This is a genomic window from Haloferax sp. Atlit-10N (genome assembly GCF_003586325.1).
GTDB lineage: Archaea > Halobacteriota > Halobacteria > Halobacteriales > Haloferacaceae > Haloferax > Haloferax prahovense.
Genome location: NZ_PSYX01000005.1, coordinates 297,546 through 314,253, shown reverse-complemented (window position 1 = coordinate 314,253; position 16,708 = coordinate 297,546). Strand labels below are relative to the sequence as shown.

At 64.9% G+C, this 16,708-nt stretch carries 16 protein-coding genes and 1 tRNA gene; 8 read left to right on the top strand and 9 right to left on the bottom strand.

Features of this window, described 5'->3' with window-relative positions; translation table 11 throughout:
- From sod to C5B91_RS16155, 3 genes are all read left to right on the top strand, one after another.
- Positions 1-426: superoxide dismutase [Mn] (gene sod / locus C5B91_RS16165; RefSeq protein ID WP_147374887.1), on the top strand; the 426-nt coding region annotated here is incomplete at its 5' end.
- Between the two features lie 222 nt (positions 427-648).
- Positions 649-837 (top strand): hypothetical protein, encoded by a 189-nt coding sequence (locus C5B91_RS16160; RefSeq protein WP_049913461.1) that lies wholly within the window; start codon positions 649-651, stop codon positions 835-837.
- A gap of 81 nt (positions 838-918) precedes the next feature.
- Positions 919-1,503: an NAD(P)/FAD-dependent oxidoreductase gene (locus C5B91_RS16155; RefSeq protein ID WP_008093830.1), complete on the top strand. Its 585-nt coding sequence runs from the start codon at positions 919-921 to the stop codon at positions 1,501-1,503.
- 86 nt (positions 1,504-1,589) lie between these two features.
- Here C5B91_RS16155 and C5B91_RS16150 read toward each other — a convergent pair whose 3' ends face one another.
- From C5B91_RS16150 to C5B91_RS16140, 3 genes are all read right to left on the bottom strand, one after another.
- Positions 1,590-2,282: an alpha/beta hydrolase gene (locus tag C5B91_RS16150; RefSeq protein WP_115820008.1), complete on the bottom strand. Its 693-nt coding sequence runs from the start codon at positions 2,280-2,282 to the stop codon at positions 1,590-1,592.
- Positions 2,282-3,244: a ring-cleaving dioxygenase gene (locus C5B91_RS16145; RefSeq protein ID WP_115820007.1), complete on the bottom strand. Its 963-nt coding sequence runs from the start codon at positions 3,242-3,244 to the stop codon at positions 2,282-2,284. The genes C5B91_RS16150 and C5B91_RS16145 overlap by 1 nt, the downstream gene beginning before the upstream one ends.
- A gap of 81 nt (positions 3,245-3,325) precedes the next feature.
- Positions 3,326-4,078 (bottom strand): pirin family protein, encoded by a 753-nt coding sequence (locus tag C5B91_RS16140; protein ID WP_115820006.1) that lies wholly within the window; start codon positions 4,076-4,078, stop codon positions 3,326-3,328.
- Positions 4,079-4,214: 136 nt separating this feature from the next.
- Between C5B91_RS16140 and C5B91_RS16135 the strand changes: the two genes are divergently transcribed.
- Positions 4,215-4,436: a hypothetical protein gene (locus C5B91_RS16135; protein ID WP_008093823.1), complete on the top strand. Its 222-nt coding sequence runs from the start codon at positions 4,215-4,217 to the stop codon at positions 4,434-4,436.
- 40 nt (positions 4,437-4,476) lie between these two features.
- Here C5B91_RS16135 and C5B91_RS16130 read toward each other — a convergent pair whose 3' ends face one another.
- Complete coding sequence (locus C5B91_RS16130; RefSeq protein WP_008093821.1) at positions 4,477-5,118, bottom strand: hypothetical protein; 642 nt, start codon at positions 5,116-5,118, stop codon at positions 4,477-4,479.
- A gap of 251 nt (positions 5,119-5,369) precedes the next feature.
- Here C5B91_RS16130 and C5B91_RS16125 point away from each other — a divergent pair.
- A tRNA-Met gene (locus tag C5B91_RS16125) sits at positions 5,370-5,444 on the top strand.
- 172 nt (positions 5,445-5,616) lie between these two features.
- On the opposite strand, the gene C5B91_RS16120 is transcribed toward C5B91_RS16125, so the two are convergent.
- From C5B91_RS16120 to C5B91_RS16110, 3 genes are all read right to left on the bottom strand, one after another.
- On the bottom strand, positions 5,617-6,339 hold the full coding sequence (locus C5B91_RS16120; RefSeq protein ID WP_049968931.1) for a hypothetical protein: 723 nt from the start codon (positions 6,337-6,339) through the stop codon (positions 5,617-5,619).
- A gap of 634 nt (positions 6,340-6,973) precedes the next feature.
- On the bottom strand, positions 6,974-7,999 hold the full coding sequence (locus C5B91_RS16115; RefSeq protein WP_008094298.1) for a rhodanese-like domain-containing protein: 1,026 nt from the start codon (positions 7,997-7,999) through the stop codon (positions 6,974-6,976).
- Positions 8,000-8,116: 117 nt separating this feature from the next.
- On the bottom strand, positions 8,117-8,347 hold the full coding sequence (locus tag C5B91_RS16110) for a helix-turn-helix transcriptional regulator (protein WP_008094296.1): 231 nt from the start codon (positions 8,345-8,347) through the stop codon (positions 8,117-8,119).
- A gap of 391 nt (positions 8,348-8,738) precedes the next feature.
- On the opposite strand from C5B91_RS16110, the gene glmM reads away from it, so the two are divergent.
- The 3 genes from glmM (at position 8,739) to glmU (ending at position 12,960) form a co-directional block, all read left to right on the top strand.
- Entirely contained in the window at positions 8,739-10,064 is a 1,326-nt protein-coding gene (gene glmM, locus C5B91_RS16105; protein WP_008094294.1) for a phosphoglucosamine mutase, read from the top strand.
- A 246-nt stretch (positions 10,065-10,310) separates the two neighbouring features.
- Complete coding sequence (locus C5B91_RS16100; RefSeq protein WP_115820005.1) at positions 10,311-11,678, top strand: succinylglutamate desuccinylase/aspartoacylase family protein; 1,368 nt, start codon at positions 10,311-10,313, stop codon at positions 11,676-11,678.
- Between the two features lie 100 nt (positions 11,679-11,778).
- The gene (gene glmU / locus C5B91_RS16095) at positions 11,779-12,960 is read left to right on the top strand and encodes a bifunctional sugar-1-phosphate nucleotidylyltransferase/acetyltransferase (protein WP_008094290.1); all 1,182 of its coding nucleotides are present in this window, start codon (positions 11,779-11,781) and stop codon (positions 12,958-12,960) included.
- A gap of 159 nt (positions 12,961-13,119) precedes the next feature.
- Here the strand turns inward: glmU and C5B91_RS16090 are convergent, their stop codons facing one another.
- Together C5B91_RS16090 and glmS are read right to left on the bottom strand one after the other, a co-directional pair.
- Positions 13,120-14,829, bottom strand: a complete 1,710-nt coding sequence (locus C5B91_RS16090) for an asparagine synthase-related protein (protein ID WP_115820004.1) — start codon at positions 14,827-14,829, stop codon at positions 13,120-13,122.
- A gap of 24 nt (positions 14,830-14,853) precedes the next feature.
- The gene (gene glmS / locus C5B91_RS16085) at positions 14,854-16,662 is read right to left on the bottom strand and encodes a glutamine--fructose-6-phosphate transaminase (isomerizing) (RefSeq protein WP_049968926.1); all 1,809 of its coding nucleotides are present in this window, start codon (positions 16,660-16,662) and stop codon (positions 14,854-14,856) included.
- Positions 16,663-16,708: the final 46 nt, after the last annotated feature.

Sequence of the window (16,708 nt, the reverse complement as noted above, 5' to 3'; positions counted from 1 at the left end):
GCAGGCGCACTTCGTCACGTCACCCACAACGGCTCAGCACACATTCTGCACGACCTGTTCTGGCAGAACATGTCGCCGGAAGGCGGCGACGAGCCCGAAGGCGCGCTCGCAGAGCGCATCGCCGAGGACTTCGGCTCCTACGAAGCCTGGAAGGGTGAATTCGAAGCGGCGGCCGGCGCAGCCGGCGGCTGGGCACTTCTCGTCTACGACTCGTTCTCGAACCAGCTTCGGAACGTCGTCGTCGACAAGCACGACCAGGGCGCGCTCTGGGGCTCCCACCCCATCCTCGCGCTCGACGTCTGGGAACACTCCTACTACCACGACTACGGCCCGGCCCGCGGCGACTTCGTCTCCGCGTTCTTCGAGGTCGTCGACTGGGACGAACCCGCCGCCCGCTACGACCAAGCCGTCGAACTCTTCGAGTAACGTCGCGTAACAGAACGAACCCACCGTTTCCCGCGCGACCACCACGGGTTACCGTGAAAGGGTGCCCAACACAGGGCATCCGGCGGGGCGAGTTCGTCCCGCCAGACCGGCACCCTTCTACCGACCGTCCGCACGTGTTCCGGCGAGCGGTGCGACCGTCGTCGACCGTTCTCGTTTGTTTCAAGCAAAATTCATAACTACGCGTGGAAGAATGTGCGGTTAATGAGTAATAGTAATCCACCGTGGACTGCCGAATTTGCCGCCCTGAAGTCCGACTGCGCCGTCGAACTCGCCACGTTGCTGGAGAAATACCCGCAACCGGTCGTCTACGAGGTGATGAGCGAGATGCTCCGCCGCGAGATGCGCGACCAGTTCGCCGTCTCGTTCGCCGAGTCGCAGTTCGACGAATGAACCGCGATAGCGCGTAATCGAGCGTACTACAAAATATCCGCTTTGCTGGGGTTCTTTATCGAGTACGCTAGTGCATGGAACATGGCAGACGTAATCGTCATCGGCGGCGGTCCCGCTGGTCTGACAACCTCCCTCTTCGCCGCGAAGAACGGGCTCTCCACGACGGTCTTCGACACCGACAAGACGTGGATGCATAAGGCGCATCTGTTCAACTACCCCGGAATCGGCTCCATCGACGGCTCGGACTACATGGAGACGCTCCGCACGCAGGTCGACCACTTCGACGCGGAGCGCCACCAGGGCGAGGAAGTCACCGACGTGAGCGAGAGCGACGACGGCTTCGTGGTCACGACCGGCGACGACGAGTACGAGGCCGACTACGTCGTGCTCGCCACGGGCGCGAACCGCGACCTCGCGGAGTCGCTCGGCTGCGCGTTCGACGACGAAATCGTCGACGTGGACGTGACGATGGAGACGAGCGTCGAGGACGCCTACGCCACGGGCGCGATGGTCCGCGCCGAGGAGTGGCAGGCCGTCATCTCCGCCGGCGACGGCGCGGCCGCCGCCCTCAACATCCTCTCGAAAGAGAAGGGCGAACACTACCACGACTTCGACGTGCCCGCCGACGCCGAGTCCGTCTACGGCTCCCTCATCGACGAAGTCTAGCCGCAACCCCGCGGTCGTACCTTCCGACTCCGACGTCGCGTTCTCGTTTTTTCCTTCGCCGAGACTCCGGAGACTCGCCTGTCTCGTTAGCCGAGTCGCTCGATGAACGAGTTGATAACCCGAATCTCGTCGTCATTGATGGCGTGTCCCAATCCCTCGTACAACCGACTCGTCGCGTCGGCCCCGAGTGCCGCGAAGACTCGGGCCGACGCCTCGACTCGCTCGAGGTCGACGCGAGAGTCGTCGCGGCCGCTCCCGAAGAAGACCGGCGTGCCGTCGAGGTTGTCGTCGCTGACGTGCCCATCGTGGTCGCCGTCGTGGGTCCGACTCCCGAGGTCGGGTCCGAGGAGACTCCCCGAGAGCGCGACGAGACCGCCGTACCGACGTGGGTTTCGAACCGCGAACTCGGCGGCGAGACACGCGCCCTGTGAGAACCCGAAGAGGACGACTCGCCCGGGCGGAATCCCGGCGTCGCCGGCGATGTCGAGCGCGGCCGACACCCGACTGAGCGCCGAGGAGAGCCACGGTTCGTTTCGCTCGATGGAACTGGTGGCCGGTGCCGGATACCACGAGCTCCCGGCGGCCTGCGGCGCGAGGTACATCACGCCCCGGTGGAGGAACTCGTCGACGAGGGTGAGGACGTGCCGCGCCTTCGAGCCGCGGCCGTGGAGCATGACGACTGCCGCGTCGGCGACCTGCGGGGGCGCTCCGCCCGTCGCAATCTCCTGCCCCTCGTGGGGGTCGGTCGCGGACCGGGGCGCTGTTGGGCGGCGGGCCATCAGTTCAGTCCGTCGTCGCTGCTAGGTCCGACGCCAACCGGAAGGTCGAGCGGGCGCAGTTGGCTTTCTATCATCTCGCGGTCCTCCTCCAGCCACGGCGGGAGGTACAGCGACTGACCGAGCGTCTCCTGGTCGGCGTCGAACGTGAGGCCGGGGCCGTCGGTCGCGAGTTCGAACAGGATACCGCCCGGTTCGCGGACGTACAGCGAGTGGAACACGTGTCTGTCTTTCACCCGCGACACGTCGTAGCCGCGCTCGCGGAACAGGTCGTGCCACTCGTACAGTTGGGCTTCGTCCTCGACGCGGACCGCGACGTGGTGGATGCTCCCCGCGCCCTCGCGGCCGAACTCGCCGTCCCTATCGAGGAGGTCCACGACGGTCGCCCGGTCGCCCGGCGCTCGGTAGCGAACGCGATCGCCCTCTTGTTCGACGAGGTCGAACCCGAGCGTATCGAGCACGCTGGCGGTCACGAAGGGGTTCGTCGAGTGGAGCGTGACGCCGTGGATGCCGCGAATCGCGCGCTCGGCGGGGACCGGACCGCCGAACCACGGTTCGACCGACGACTCGCCGGTGACGAGTTCGAGGTCGGTCCCGTCGGGGTCCGAAAACCGGAGGGCAGTCTCGTCGAACCGCTCGAACGGGCCGTCGACTTCGACGCCGCGGTCGGCGAGGCGGTCGATCCAGTAGTCGACGGCGTCGGGGGGGATCACCAGCGACGCGGTTCGAATCTGGGGCGTGCCGGGGCGTCCCGGCTCCTCCGCCGGGTACGGGAAGAAAGTCAAGGCCGTTCCGGGCGAGCCGGTCTCGTCACCGTAGAACAGGTGGCGCGTGAACTTCTCGTTGAAGTTCACCGTCTGCTTGACGAGGCGCAGACCGAGCGTCGTCGCGTAGAAGTCGACGTTCGCCTGCGCGTCGCGGACGATTCCTGTGACGTGGTGGATTCCGGCGGTGTCTGTGAGCATCGAGTTGGGCGGGGTGTGTTGGAGAGTGGTAGTGTGGCGGCGACGGTGCGGCGGCGGAGACGTGTCGGCGGCGATACCGCGTCAGCGACCGATGGTTCCCTGTCGGGTGACGGGAGCGTCGGGGTCGATCAGGAACGCGACGACGGTGGCGTCCTCGTCGGCGGTGAGCGTCAGACGGGCGTCATCGACGAGCAGGCCGCTTTCGGTTTTCCCGAAGCGCGTGTCCGCGGCCTCGACCGCGCCGTCGAACACGTAGAAGTACGCGTCTCGTCCCTCGATAGCGGGGAGGTCAGCGCTCGACCCGGCGTCGAGACGGAGGTCGAAGAGGTCGACCTCGTTGCGGACGAAAAGCGGCGCGTGGGAGCCCTCGGGCCCGAACAGGTGCCGCCACTCGCCCTCGACGGGGGCGTCGATGGGTTCGTGTTGGATGTTCGGCCCCAGTCCGAGGCTGTGGGGCCGGACGAACATCTGAAGCATCCGCAGCGGCGGGTCGTCCGCGCGGGTGAACTCCTCGTGCCAGAACGTCTCGCCCGCGTTCATCACCATCAGGTGGTCGGCGTCGGTGACGAGGTCGTTGCCGTCTTGGTCGCCGTGACGCATCACGCCGGCGGGCACCCACGAGATGATTTCCTCGTCGCGGTGGGGGTGCATCGCGATGTGGGTGTCGGGGTCCATGAACGACTCGACGATGGTCGCGAGCGGGCCGTAGCCGTGGTCCGCGTGGTCCGGGAGGGCGCGACCGGGGAAGTTGAAGTGGGTCCGGAACTTCCCCTGGTTCTGGGAGACGTCGGTTCGCTCCGCCTTGTAGAGCTTCGTCTCGGAGCCGACTTTCATTACGCACGCACCTACGCATCGAATCTATATACCTTCTCGGCGACGTGACCGAAAGCAGGTGACGTCGGTGTCACCGGGAGCGGACGACCGCTCCGATGACAAACGTTTTGTTCCTGACAACCGACAGAGCGGGCGAATGGAGACGAGTCGGTGGACGCCGCGGCGAAACTGGCTGTTCGTCGTGCTGAGTGGTATCGTCGCGGCGGGAGTGGTCTCCGTGTTCGGCCCCTCCGACTCGAGCGTCATCGCGTCGGTCGCGGTCGGAGTCGTGGTCAGTCTCATGTTCGCGGTCGGCCACGCGGTGTCGAACGAGCGAGTGAAACAGGCGCTCCTTGACGCGCTGTCGCTTCTGCCGTGAGTTCGTCCCCGGGTCGACCGACTGTGAGCGACCCACGGCGTCACCAACCCTGCCGCAGTACGAACGCGGCGTGTCCGAACACGGCGAGCAGAAACGGCACCGAACCGGCGGGCCAGACGAAGACGGTGCCGAGCGGAATCGCACCCAGAAAGAGAGCGGTCACGGCGAACCGCCCCCACACCCGGTCGGCCGACTTCAGCGTCGAGTCCACTCGAATCGACACGTTGTACTGACGGAGCGTCTCCCGGAACCGAGGTTCGAACTCGTCCGGAACGAGAAACATCGAGGGCTTGTTGACGAACGACTGTTCGTAGTACAATCGGACTACAGTCCGGTCCCCGATGGTCACGAACCGGGCAGTTTCAACGTCCGCGAGTGAGGTCGTCACGTCCTCGTCGCTCCGAAACAGCGAGGGGTCACCCATGTGGTAGGTGCTTTCGAGCTCGCCGGCGTCATCGTCGAGCGCGACGCTCATACCGATGAACCGTTCCGAGCTCTGGAGGACTGCCGTCAGTATCACCGCGCAGTACATACTGTACACGAACGGGGCGCGGTCACCGGCGAGCGCGCCGAAAGTCAGCAGGGCAGCGGGGGCGACGGCGAACACGCCCCACCACGACACGCGACCGAAATCGACGCCGTTGAACGCGACACGCCACGGGAGTTCTCGAAGGCCAGCCATCCCCGCGGTCCACGCTGCGACGGACTCGTTCTCGTCTGGATGTGTCACCGTTAGTGTACTTCAAAATCGGCCGATATATAGCTCTCTTTCAACGAGTTGCGGTGCGACCGCCGCGCCTCTGGTCCGGGCGCAAAGAGAAAAAGAATGCGAGTACCGAGGCCTCCCGCAGGTACCGGCCCCTAAATGATAATATATTGATACTCTGCGTCCGAAACAGAAGCCTTACCACTAGCAACCGAGTTCGATGTAGTAGCGGGATGGGATAGCCAGGAGATTCCGCCGGGCTCATAACCCGGAGATCGGTAGTTCAAATCTACCTCCCGCTATTGTTTTGCTGACCTCAACTCCTGAGCGCCGAGTCTCGGCTCGGCGCGACCCACGAGGTCAGCCTCATAGCTCAGTAGAGTTGAACCAGTGAGCAACGCTTCACGTTGCGAGTGAGGCCCGCTTTCCCCGACCATCGAGAGAAGACTGGTTCGGAACGAGGAAACTGGCGACTCAGTTGTCGGCCAACTTACCGCGTTTCTCGGCGACGACCGACCCGACTGCGGACCGCAACGTCTCCCAATCGACGCGGCCTTTGTCGAGTCGAACGTACTCCTCACGGACGATACTCTCGAACACGCGTGCGTGAACCTCGGCGGTCGTGGGCGGTTTTTGGGACGTTTCGATGGCTTCGACGGCGCGGCCGACTCGCGCGTCGGTGACGAGTTCGTCGGCGAGTTCCGCTGGCTCACCTCGTATCGGCTCGTGGTCGCTTATCTCGTCGACGGCGCTCTCTCGGACGAGTGCGCGTCCACCGCGTCGATTCTCGATGACGACACCTGCGGCGGGTCCGGCGTACCACGCGGATTCGGGGATGTCGAGCCGTTCCGGGTGGAAATCCCGGACGTTCAGTTCCTTCTGGAAGGTGTTCAGCGGCGTCAGACCCAAGCGCTCGAACACCTGCTCGGCTTTGTCGATGGGGAACAGTCGCTCTTTGGTCCCGTTCCAGATGGTCCAGCCGAGAAATGCCGGGATTCGCTCCCAGTCGTAGTCGATACCGACATTGCACGGTGCCACGCCGAAGAAGACGTACGCTTCTGGCTCGTCGACCGCGTCGTGGAACGCGTCGCGGTCGAACCGCTCTCGAACGTGTCGAACGGCGTATTCGTACGGCGGAGGCACGTCGTCGAAGACCCGGTCTCGGCCGCCGAACAGTAGACGCCCCGACGGTTTCATCTGAAACCGCAACCGGGGACCAGCGACGTACTCACGGAGCCACAAGTGACCGCTCGACAGCAACTCGTCGGCGGCATTTCCGAGCTGAGGCGTCGATGGATACGGTTGCATGAGTGGTTCTTTCCACCACGAGAGGGATAGTCTTGGGTGTGCGCTCTGGCATCCCGCTCGCCGCGTGCCGCCCTTCGGGCCGCAGGGGAACACGTCGCGTAGTCTGCTGGGGGAGCCGACAACAGACAATCGTAGTTCATCAGTTGGTGAAATACACGCGGGGGGACACCGAGATCGGGGGTGATCCGACTCGTCAGAGACCCCCTCTATTCGTGTACGAGGGTCGCGCCGACGACGGCGATGTGTCGGAGTTAGGCTGTTTTCGCGCATTCAGCGGCTCACCGAGAACGAGAGTCAATACGCGACCGAGGCGAGCCGGGGATAGTAAATTTTGTATCGCGAGATATGGTTTATTCTCTAATCTCAGAGAATGACCGATAAATTGCTAATCCTCGTTGTCTGCGACCGACAACGACGCAACAAATATAGACAATTTTCAGATATATCTCGTCTCTCACTCGAAATCTGAGCTCACAGAATCAGCGAGGGATCGGTGTTCGGTCTTCTCCCGGTAGCTGACCGGTCAGATTCGCCAGTTCAGCGAGAACGAGTCGTTCGTCGCGGTATCGTTCGCGGCAGTACCGTTGGTCGTCCCGTTCGTGGAGTTCGAAGTGGCCTTCGTCTGCTCGGCCGGCGTACCCGTGTCTGCCGTGACAGTTCCGCTCGTCAGTTCGTCCAGCGGGGCCTGGATAGCGTAGCTCGGCGTCTCGACCTGAATCGTGCTTTGGGCGTCGACCTGTACGAACTTCAGTTCGAGCGCGTACGAGCCGTCGGATTCGATTTCGGTCGCTTCGACCTGGTCGGTCTGCGGGTGGAACGCCCACGCCGTCTCACCGGCGTCGAGGCGGCTCGTCTCGCCTTCGATAGTCCGAACCGTGTAATCCCGGCTCGTGTCGGACCCCGCAAGCGGGTAGTTGCGGTCGAGCCATGCCTGGTATCCCTCGTCGATGGCGTACACGTTCTCGAAGCCGGTCGCGAGCAGCATCGCCGCCCGGAGCGACGACAGGTGGTGCGGGCAGTGGCAGTAGGTCACCACGCGGTCCGCCTCGTTCCAGTCGTCTGTGGGGTCGAGCGTCCGCCCGTCAGGTGCGGGGCTGAGCACGGACCCGAAGACGTGGGAGACCTCGTATCCGGTCTCGCTGCGGGCGTCGACGAAGCGCGCCTCGCCGCGCGCGTACCAGTAGTACGCGTCCTCGATGGGAACGAGCGGAACTTCGACGGTCACGTCGTGCACCTCTCGCGTGAGCGTATCGTAGGAACTCGTGTCGATAGACCGCTCTTCCGGTACGGCGTCGAACTCTGGCGGGTAGCCGTCCGAAGGTTTGGGGTCTTCCGGTAGGTCGTCGCCCTCGCGGGGCCCTCGCATCCGGTTTTCGGGCGCGGCCGTCGTCGTTTGCGTCGTCGTCTGCGTCGCGTTCGCGGTGGTCGTCTGGGTCGACGTGGACGGCGTCGATTCGGGGGACCCGCTCGAACAGCCCGCGAGCCCGGCAATCGTCGCTGCACCGGTCAACTGAAGGAACCGTCTGCGGCTCGACTGTCGTTCTGTCATCACCCATCCGTACTGACCAGTGGTGGTTTATTATATACAGAGTAAGCTCTGTGCACCCTTACTCGCGTGGAAAGGCGGGCTACGAGTGACGGGCGTATCGTGCCGCTAAACCGCCGTTCACGCGGTCTGCTTGAGATACCGCTTCTCCCAGCGGCGGCGCGTCTCGACCGCTTCGCAACCCTCGTCGGTCAGCGAGTACTCGTTGGTCCGTCCGTTCTTGCTCCCTTTGTGGACGAGGTCTTTGTCGACGAGTTCGTTCAGGTTCGTGTACACGCGGCCCGTGAGCAGGTCGCGCCCCTGCGTCTTTTCGAGTTCGGTCTTAATCGTCTGTCCCGAGGAGTCGCTCATTCCTCGCACAACGAACAGCAAATCGCGTTGAATCGCGGTTAATTCGTGTACGCACATAGGGGATGCCACGGGCGCACCATACATGAACTTCGGAGATAGTTGTGGTTCTAAAGAACCCCTAGAACGGGTGAAACGGTCGTTTCTCGGAGTTCGCTCTCATAACCGACAGTGACTGAGCGAATAGACACATCATAAATCGGGGTCGCTCCGACCGCTCGAACGCACGGACCCACGCAGACCCGGACGAACGCGCCATCGTTCCGCGACTGCCGACCAGCGGACGCCGGGCGATGGCCGGCCCGGCAACTGCGCCCTCTCGGGAGCGAACGCCCCGACCCAGCGGTTCCTTACTCATCCCATAGTAAGGAACCCCGCCGCCCACGTGCGGAGTATGTTTGGAACGAGCGGCGTTCGCGGTGCCGTCGGCGAAGACGTGACGGCGGAAGTAGCGCTCTGTATCGGAAGGGCGCTCGGTAGCGAGGTCTCCGGGCGCGTCGTCGTCGGTCGCGACGCGCGCGAAAGCGGAACGATGCTCGAACACGCACTCGTCGCCGGGCTTCTGGAGTGCGGAATCGACGTACTCCGACTCGGGACCCGGCCGACGCCGTCTATCGCCCGTGCCGTCGAGTGGTTCGACGCCGACGCCGGTGCCGTCATCACCGCCTCGCACAACCCGCCGACCGACAACGGCGTGAAGCTCTGGACCGCGTCCGGCCGGGCGTTCGATTCGGCCCAGCGCGCCGCCATCGAGCGCCGTATCGAAGACGAGGACTACGAACTCGCCGCGTGGGACGGCGTCGGAACCGAGCGACACCGAAGCATCGAAAGCCGCCACCGCGACGCGCTCAAATCGAGCGTCGACTTCGAAGACCCCTGTTCGGTCGTCGTCGACATCGGCAACGGAACGGGGCGGCTCACGGCGGACGCGCTCTCGGACCTCGGCTGTACGGTGTCGACACTCAACGGCCAGCGCGACGGTCGGTTCCCCGCCCGCCCGAGCGAACCGACCGACGAGACGCTTCGAGGGCTCCAAGCTCACGTCGCCGCGACCGGCGCGGACCTCGGCATCGCCCACGACGGGGACGCAGACCGGATGATGGCCGTCGACGGCGACGGGAACTTCGTCGACGGCGACGCGCTCCTCGCCCTGTTCGGGCGCGAGGCCGCGTCCGAGGGCGACCGAATCGCCGTTCCCGTGAACACGAGCCTCGCCGTCGACGACGCGGTCGCGACCGTCGGCGCGGACGTGGTCCGGACGCGCGTGGGCGACGTGTTCGTCGCCGAGAGGTGCGCCGAGCCGGGCGTCGTCTTCGGCGGCGAGCCCTCCGGGGCGTGGATTTGGCCCGACGAGACGCCCTGTCCCGACGGCCCGCTCGCGGCGTGCAAACTCGTCGAGTTCGTCTCGCGGCGCGGCCCGTTAGCCGACCTCGTGGACGATATCGACGCCTACCCGCTTCGCCGCGAAAGCGTCGAGACGAGCGACAAAGCGGGCGTCCTCGAACGCGTCGAAGCGACGGTGCGCGAGGAGTACGACGACATCGACGACCGCGACGGACTCCGCGTCGAGACCGACGACGGGTGGTTCCTCGTCCGGGCGAGCGGAACGCAACCGCTCGTGCGGGTCACCGCCGAGGGTCGGACGGAAGCGGCGACCGACCGACTGTTCGACGAGGCGCTGGCGCTCGTCGAGTCTCGCACCGGCCCCGTCCGAACCTGAATCGAGGACAACCCTCGTGAAGCAGCGGAGATTCGAGCGTTCCGCGAGGTTCACCACCGACACGGCCGGAAAGGAACTCGCCCCCGCGTGGAATCGGCGAATATCTAAATTGGACTGACAGAGAGTGTGACACACCCACAAATAGTCGGGGTTTAGTGCGTTAACTGTACGCACAGATATAAAAAGACTGGATATGTGAAGGCACGATGTTTCTCCGTTTTATGACGTTCAGTAAATCGGATACAAATGAACTCGGAATTTACTCGTCGCACCTTCCTCACCGCCGCCGGCGGACTCGCGCTGCTCGGAACTGTCGGAACTCGGAACGCCACCGCGGGGTTTTCGCCGGGCGTCGTCGGGACCGCACCGTACCTCAGTGACCGACTCTACCCGACGATGGGCACCGACAGTTCGAACCCGACGCTCGTCGTCTACGTGAACTTCCTGTCGGGCTCCTCGCAGTACTTCGTTCAGCACAACCTCGAAGACATCGTCCGCGAGTACGTCCTGACGGGCGACCTCAACCTCGAAGTCCGATTCCTCTCGTACAAGCCCGACGCCATCGACACCTACCTCGTCGGCGACGACGAGGGCGAAGCCCGCGCCGCCCGCGCCGCTCACGGCGTCTGGGACGTCGAACCGGAGAACTTCTGGCGGTTCTTCGAGTTCATGTACTGGAACTTCACGACCAAGACGTACACCCACGCTCGGTTGGAGTCCTACATGGACCTCGCGGGCGTCCGCAACATCACCAAAATCGCCAACCGCGCCTACGAGGACCGCTACGACAGCCTCGTCCGCTCGGCGACCGACGAGGCCGTCCGCTACGGCATCTCGGGCGTGCCGCGAGTTCGCCTGCTTCGAGACCACAAGGACGGCAACTACGGCGACATCCTCGGCTGGGTTCGGACCCGTCTCGACCGGGTCAACGCGGGGTCGGTACGCACCCACTCGCTCCTTCCGGGAACGAACTACGAGACGCCCGTCTACGTCATCGACTCCGGAAAGCCCGGCTCAACGGCGTTCGTCGTCGGCGGCGTCCACGGCGAGGAGCCGCAGGGCTACCGCGCGGCGGACCAACTCAGGCATCTCCGCCCGACCGGCGGCAAGCTCGTCGTCGTCCCCTACGCGAACGCGCCCGCAATCAGTATCGGGGCGCGGTACACCGAAGACGGCGACCTGAACCGACAGTTCCCCACCGGGGCGGAACCCACCTCTCGACTCGCGCGGGCGCTCTGGGACGAACTCGTCTCGCACGACCCCGACGTCGTCGTCGACCTTCACAGCTCCAGCGGCATCTACAAGCACGACGGAAAAGTCGGCCAGGCGGTCTTCCCGACTCGCGCGACCCCGATGAACGCTGCAAGCGCGTGCGACTACGTCAACGAGCAGTACATCGACCCCTCGGAGTACCCGTCGTACTACGACTTCGACTGCGGGAACTCCCTCGACGGCTCTCGTCCGCTCTTCATCCACAAGGTGTACGGCGACCTGCACCTCCCCGGCTATATCGTCGAGACGACCCGCAAGGGGACGACCCTCGAAGACGCCGTGACGTGGGCAGTCGCCGTCGCTCGCGACCTGCTCTGGCAACACGGCGTCTACCACGGCTGAACCACTACGACGCACCTAACGCCGCGAACTCACCGAAAACCGCCGACAACGAACACTTATCTCGCGTATAATAACGCCCGTCGTTCGACTACGGCGGGGTATGCAAGCGATTCTACTGGCGGCCGGACGCGGCACGCGAATGCGCCCGCTGTCGAACGAGGTTCCGAAACCGATGCTGACCGTGGCCGGGCGGCCAATCGTCGGCCACACCGCCGCGGCGGCGGTCGAAGCCGGTGCCGACGAACTCGTCATGGTCGTCGGTTACGGCCAAGAGACGGTGCGCGAGCACTTCGGCTCGTCCTACCGCGGCGTCCCGGTCTCGTACGTCGAACAGGACGAACAGCAGGGGACCGCAGACGCGGTTCGCGCCGCCAAGGAGCACATCGACGGCGCGTTCGCCGTCCTCTACGGCGACAACCTCTACGACCCCGCCGGAATCGACGCCCTGTTCGACGCGGCACCGAGCATCGCGTCGGTCCGCGTCCCGAACCCCTCCAACTACGGCGTGTTGAACGTCAGCGACGGTGCGGTGGCGGAAATCGTCGAGAAACCCGACGCGCCGCAGAACGACCTCGTCAACGCCGGCGCGTACGTGTTTCCCGCAGAGGCCCGCGACATGCTCGACGTGCCGCTGAGCGAGCGCGGCGAGCGCGAACTCACCGACGTTCTCGACCGGGTCATCGACCGGTTCAACGTCTCTCCGGTGACGCTCGACCGCTGGATGGACGTTGGACGCCCGTGGGAACTCCTCGAAGCCAACGAGTGGAAGCTCGGAACGTTCGACCGCCGCGTCGACGGCGACGTGAGCGACGACGCCACGGTCCAAGGCGACGTGGTCGTCGAGGAAGGAGCGACCGTCAAAGACGGCTCCGTCGTCGAGGGGCCCGCCTACATCTCGGCGGGCGCGACGGTCGGACCGAACGCGTACGTTCGCGGGTGCACGTTCGTCGGACCCGACGTCCACGTCGGCCACGCCGTCGAAATTAAAAACAGCGTCCTCCTCGCGGAGACGAGCGTCGGCCACCTCTCGTACGTCGGCGATAGCGTCGTCGGCCGCCGCGTCAACCTCGGCGCGGGGACGAACGTCGCCAACCTCCGCCACGACGGCGAGGCCGTCTCCGTGACGGTCAAAGGCGACCGCGTCTCGACCGGCCGCCGAAAGTTCGGCGCGGTCGTCGGCGACGACGCGAAGACCGGCATCAACACGGCGCTCAACGCCGGGGTGAAGCTCTCCGAAGGCGCTCGTACCATGCCCGGCGAGACCGTGGCGACCGACCGATAACGCGACGGGTCGCTCTTTTTCCCCTCCTTCACTCCCGTTCGTCAAGCGCTGTCGATGCCGACACCGACACCGACACCCGCAGGTGTCGATGTCTGGATGGGGCGACCGAGGAGCCGGCGAGTGCGTCGTCGAGACAGACGGGAAGAAGAGCTGCGGAGTTCAGGAGTCGGTGAGCATCCGCACCGGCGGACACAGCACGTCGTTGGGGGTGAGGACGCTGTCGTCGTCTGCGGCGTTCATCCACGTGGTGATGTCGTTGATTCGGAGCTTGACCCTGACCGGAAGCTCGTGGATGCTCGGGTAGCCGGGGAACAGTTTGCGGTCGAGTTCGTTCCGGTCGTACTGCGCCTCCATGTCGGGCCACGGCGAACTGAACGGCTCGATGCCGGGGACTTTCCGGCGGACGAACTTCTCGATTTGGTTCTTCCTGAACGAGTCGTGCGGTCTGTCCGGCGGCCGGTGGCGGAAGATATCCGGGTTGAGTTTCCGCATCGCCGCCATCATCGTGTTCGTGTTGCGCTTTTCCGGCGGGGTCTTCAGGTGCCAGTCGATGAGTTCGGCGTCGGCGGCGACGAACGACTCGATGTAGTTGTCCGATAGCTCGAAGTGGAACGGGACCGACGGCTGGTTTTGGATTCCGATGAGTTCGATACTGTCGTAGACGTTGTCGTATCGGTCCGACCACTTGTCGAGTTGCTCGTCGACGACGTCGTCGATGAACTCCATGCTCGTGTCGAACTCGTCGTAACACTCGGGGAAGACGTGGTCGCACGCCGGGTGGTAGCCGAACTTCGACGACAGCACCTCGGCAGGGTCCGGGTCAGGGTCCAGACCCTGCAACGGGAACCGATTACCGAACACTTCGACGACGTTCTGGGGGAGGAAATGTCCGCGGAGGAACGTATCGAAGAGCAGTCCGTGAAAGACGGTGTCGGCGTCCATCTGTTCGTCACAGCCCGCGTGGTGGACGTGGACCGACTCGCGCGTGCCGAGCGAGTACTCGATGACGTCCTCCTCGACGTTGATGTAGTCGTCGTCGGGGACGAGCGTCTCGTGGTCGGCACCGTACTGATTCGCGATGTTCCGGGCGACTTCGACCTCGGGATGGTCGGGCGTGCCGAGCGTGTAGCAGACGTCGATGCCGGGGTGCTGGGCGATGATTGCCCGCGAGTCGTAGCCGCCGCTCAGGAGCACGCCCTGTTTCCCGGGGAAATTCGCCCGGCGGGCTATCGCCCGTTCGAGGCGCGCCGCGAGCTCGTCGACGTAGTCGAACTCGTCGGGGTCGGCGGGGTCGTAGACGAAGCGGGAGAGCGTCCCCGACTCGTCGGCGGTGAAGTAGCCGTCGAACGGGATACAGCTGAGTCGGCTGTAGACCGTCCGCTCGTCGACGACGACCCCCATGTGGATGTACTCGAGGAGGCCGCGGGTGTCGACTTCCAGCCCGGTTGCCGCCGAGAGGACGCGCTGTGGGTTCGTGCCGAACACCCGCCCGTCGGGCGTGTCGGTGTAGAAACACTGCCACGTGCGGGCGGGGTCCGAGGCGACTACCGCGTCGCCGTCGAGTTCGACGAACACGAGAAACGACCCGTTGAGCTCACCGAACGCGTCGACTCCGACCGCGGCGTACCGCTCGAAGGCGTACTCCGCGGTCGGGGTCGAAACGCCGTCGGGGGAGAACGCCTCGCCCCAGACGATACAGCTCCCTCCCTCGTCTCGATACGTCGACGAGCGCCCCGGGAACCCGAGCGCGGGGTCGCGGATAGCGACGGTCGCGCGCTCGCCGTCGGCGACCCAGTCGAAGCTCGAACGAGACGCGAGGTCGTCGAAGACTCCGTCGTCGTCGAGGACGCCAAACAGTTCTTTGTTCATTGTGGGTGACTGGTCTCCGTGAGGTTATTCGACCGTGACACTCTTGGCGAGGTTTCGTGGCTTGTCTATCTCGCGGTCCAACTCGGTCGCGCAGTAGTACGACAGGAGCTGCAGCTGGACGTTCGCGAGGAGGTTCGCACAGACGGGGTGTCTGTCGGGGACGTAGAGGTGTTCGTCCGCGGAGTCCATTATCTGGTGGTCCGACGGCCCGAGGGCGACGATGGGTGCGCCGCGGGTCTTCGCCTCCTCGGCGTTGGTCACCGTCTTGTCGCTGCCGTCGGTACAGACCGCGAAGACGGGGGTCCGGTCGGTGACGAGCGCCAGCGGGCCGTGCTTGAGCTCGCCGGAGGCGAACCCTTCCGCGTGCTCGTAGGTGATCTCCTTGAACTTGAGCGCGCCCTCCTTGGCCACCGAACAGCCGAGTCCGCGGCCGATGAAGAAGTACGCGTTCATGTCGAGGTACTCGCGGGCGAGTCGCTTGGCGTCGCTCGTCTGGAGCACCCGTTCGACGGCGTCGGGGAGTTCGGCCATATCGGAGACGAGTCGGTCGAGGTTGTCGGCGGGGACGCCGGATTCGACGATGTCGGAGAGGTACTGGCTGAGGAGTGTGAGCACCGCCGCCTGCGACGAGAACGTCTTCGTGGCGGCCACGCCGATTTCGGGGCCGGCGCGGATGTAAATCGGTTCGTCGGCCTCGCGGGCGGCGGTCGACTGCACGACGTTCGTCACCGCGAGCGTCTCGACGCCCTCGTCGTTGACCTGCCGAAGTGCGCTGAGCGTGTCCGCTGTCTCTCCGCTCTGGGTGACCGCGATGAACAGCGTGTTGTCCGTCAGCGACCCCGTCGTCAGGTCGTACTCGCTCGCGCGAATCGCGCGCGCCGGAACGTCACAGCGGTTCAGGAGGCTCGCCCCGAACAGCGCTGCGTGGTACGAAGTGCCACACCCGACGAGTTGGACGGAGTCGATGTCCGAGAGGTCGGTCTCGATGTCGAGGTCGATGTCGCCAGCCTCCTGGTCGAGACGCCCTTCGAGCGTCTTCTGGAGCGAAGTCGGTTGCGTGTGAATCTCCTTGAGCATGAAGTGGTCGAACTGCCCCTTTCCGGTCTCGTCGGGGTTCCAGTCGACCGTCTCGACGTCGCGCCGCACCGTCTCGTCGTTCTCGTCGGTGATGTCGACGCCGTCGGCGCGGACCTCGACGGTGTCGCCGTCTTCGAGGTAGACGACGTTTCGCGTGTGGTCGAGGAAGGCGGGCACGTCGCTGGCGAGGTAGTAGCTGTTCTCGTCGACGCCGAGGACGAGCGGTGACCCCTGTCTGGCGGCGTAGATGGAGTCGTTGCCGTCGACGACGACCGCGATGGCGTAGCTCCCTTCGAGCGCGTCGACCGCGTGTTGGAACGCCGCCAGCGGCTCGTTTCCGCGGTCGAGGTAGTGGCTGACGAGGTTCGGAATGACCTCGGTGTCGGTGTCGCTCGTGAACTCGTACCCCTCCGCTTCGAGGGACTCTTTGAGCGTCGTGTAGTTCTCGATGATGCCGTTGTGGACCGCGGCGACCTGATTCGTCTGGTTCGTATGCGGGTGCGCGTTCTCGTCGGTCGGCGGCCCGTGGGTGCTCCAGCGGGTGTGTCCGATACCGAGTGTCGCGCTCGATTCGACCCCGTCGATGGTGTCTTTGAGGTCGGAAACCTGACCCGAGCACTTCCATACGTCGAGTCCCGAGCCGTTTTTCACCGCGATACCGGCGGAGTCGTAGCCGCGATACTCCAGTTTCTCGAGTCCGGTCACGAGCGGGCTGAGAGCCCGCTTCTCACCGACGTGAGCGATGATGCCGCACATGTTAGCGTCCCTCCGAGGGTCGAGAGACGCGCACGGCACCGGTCGT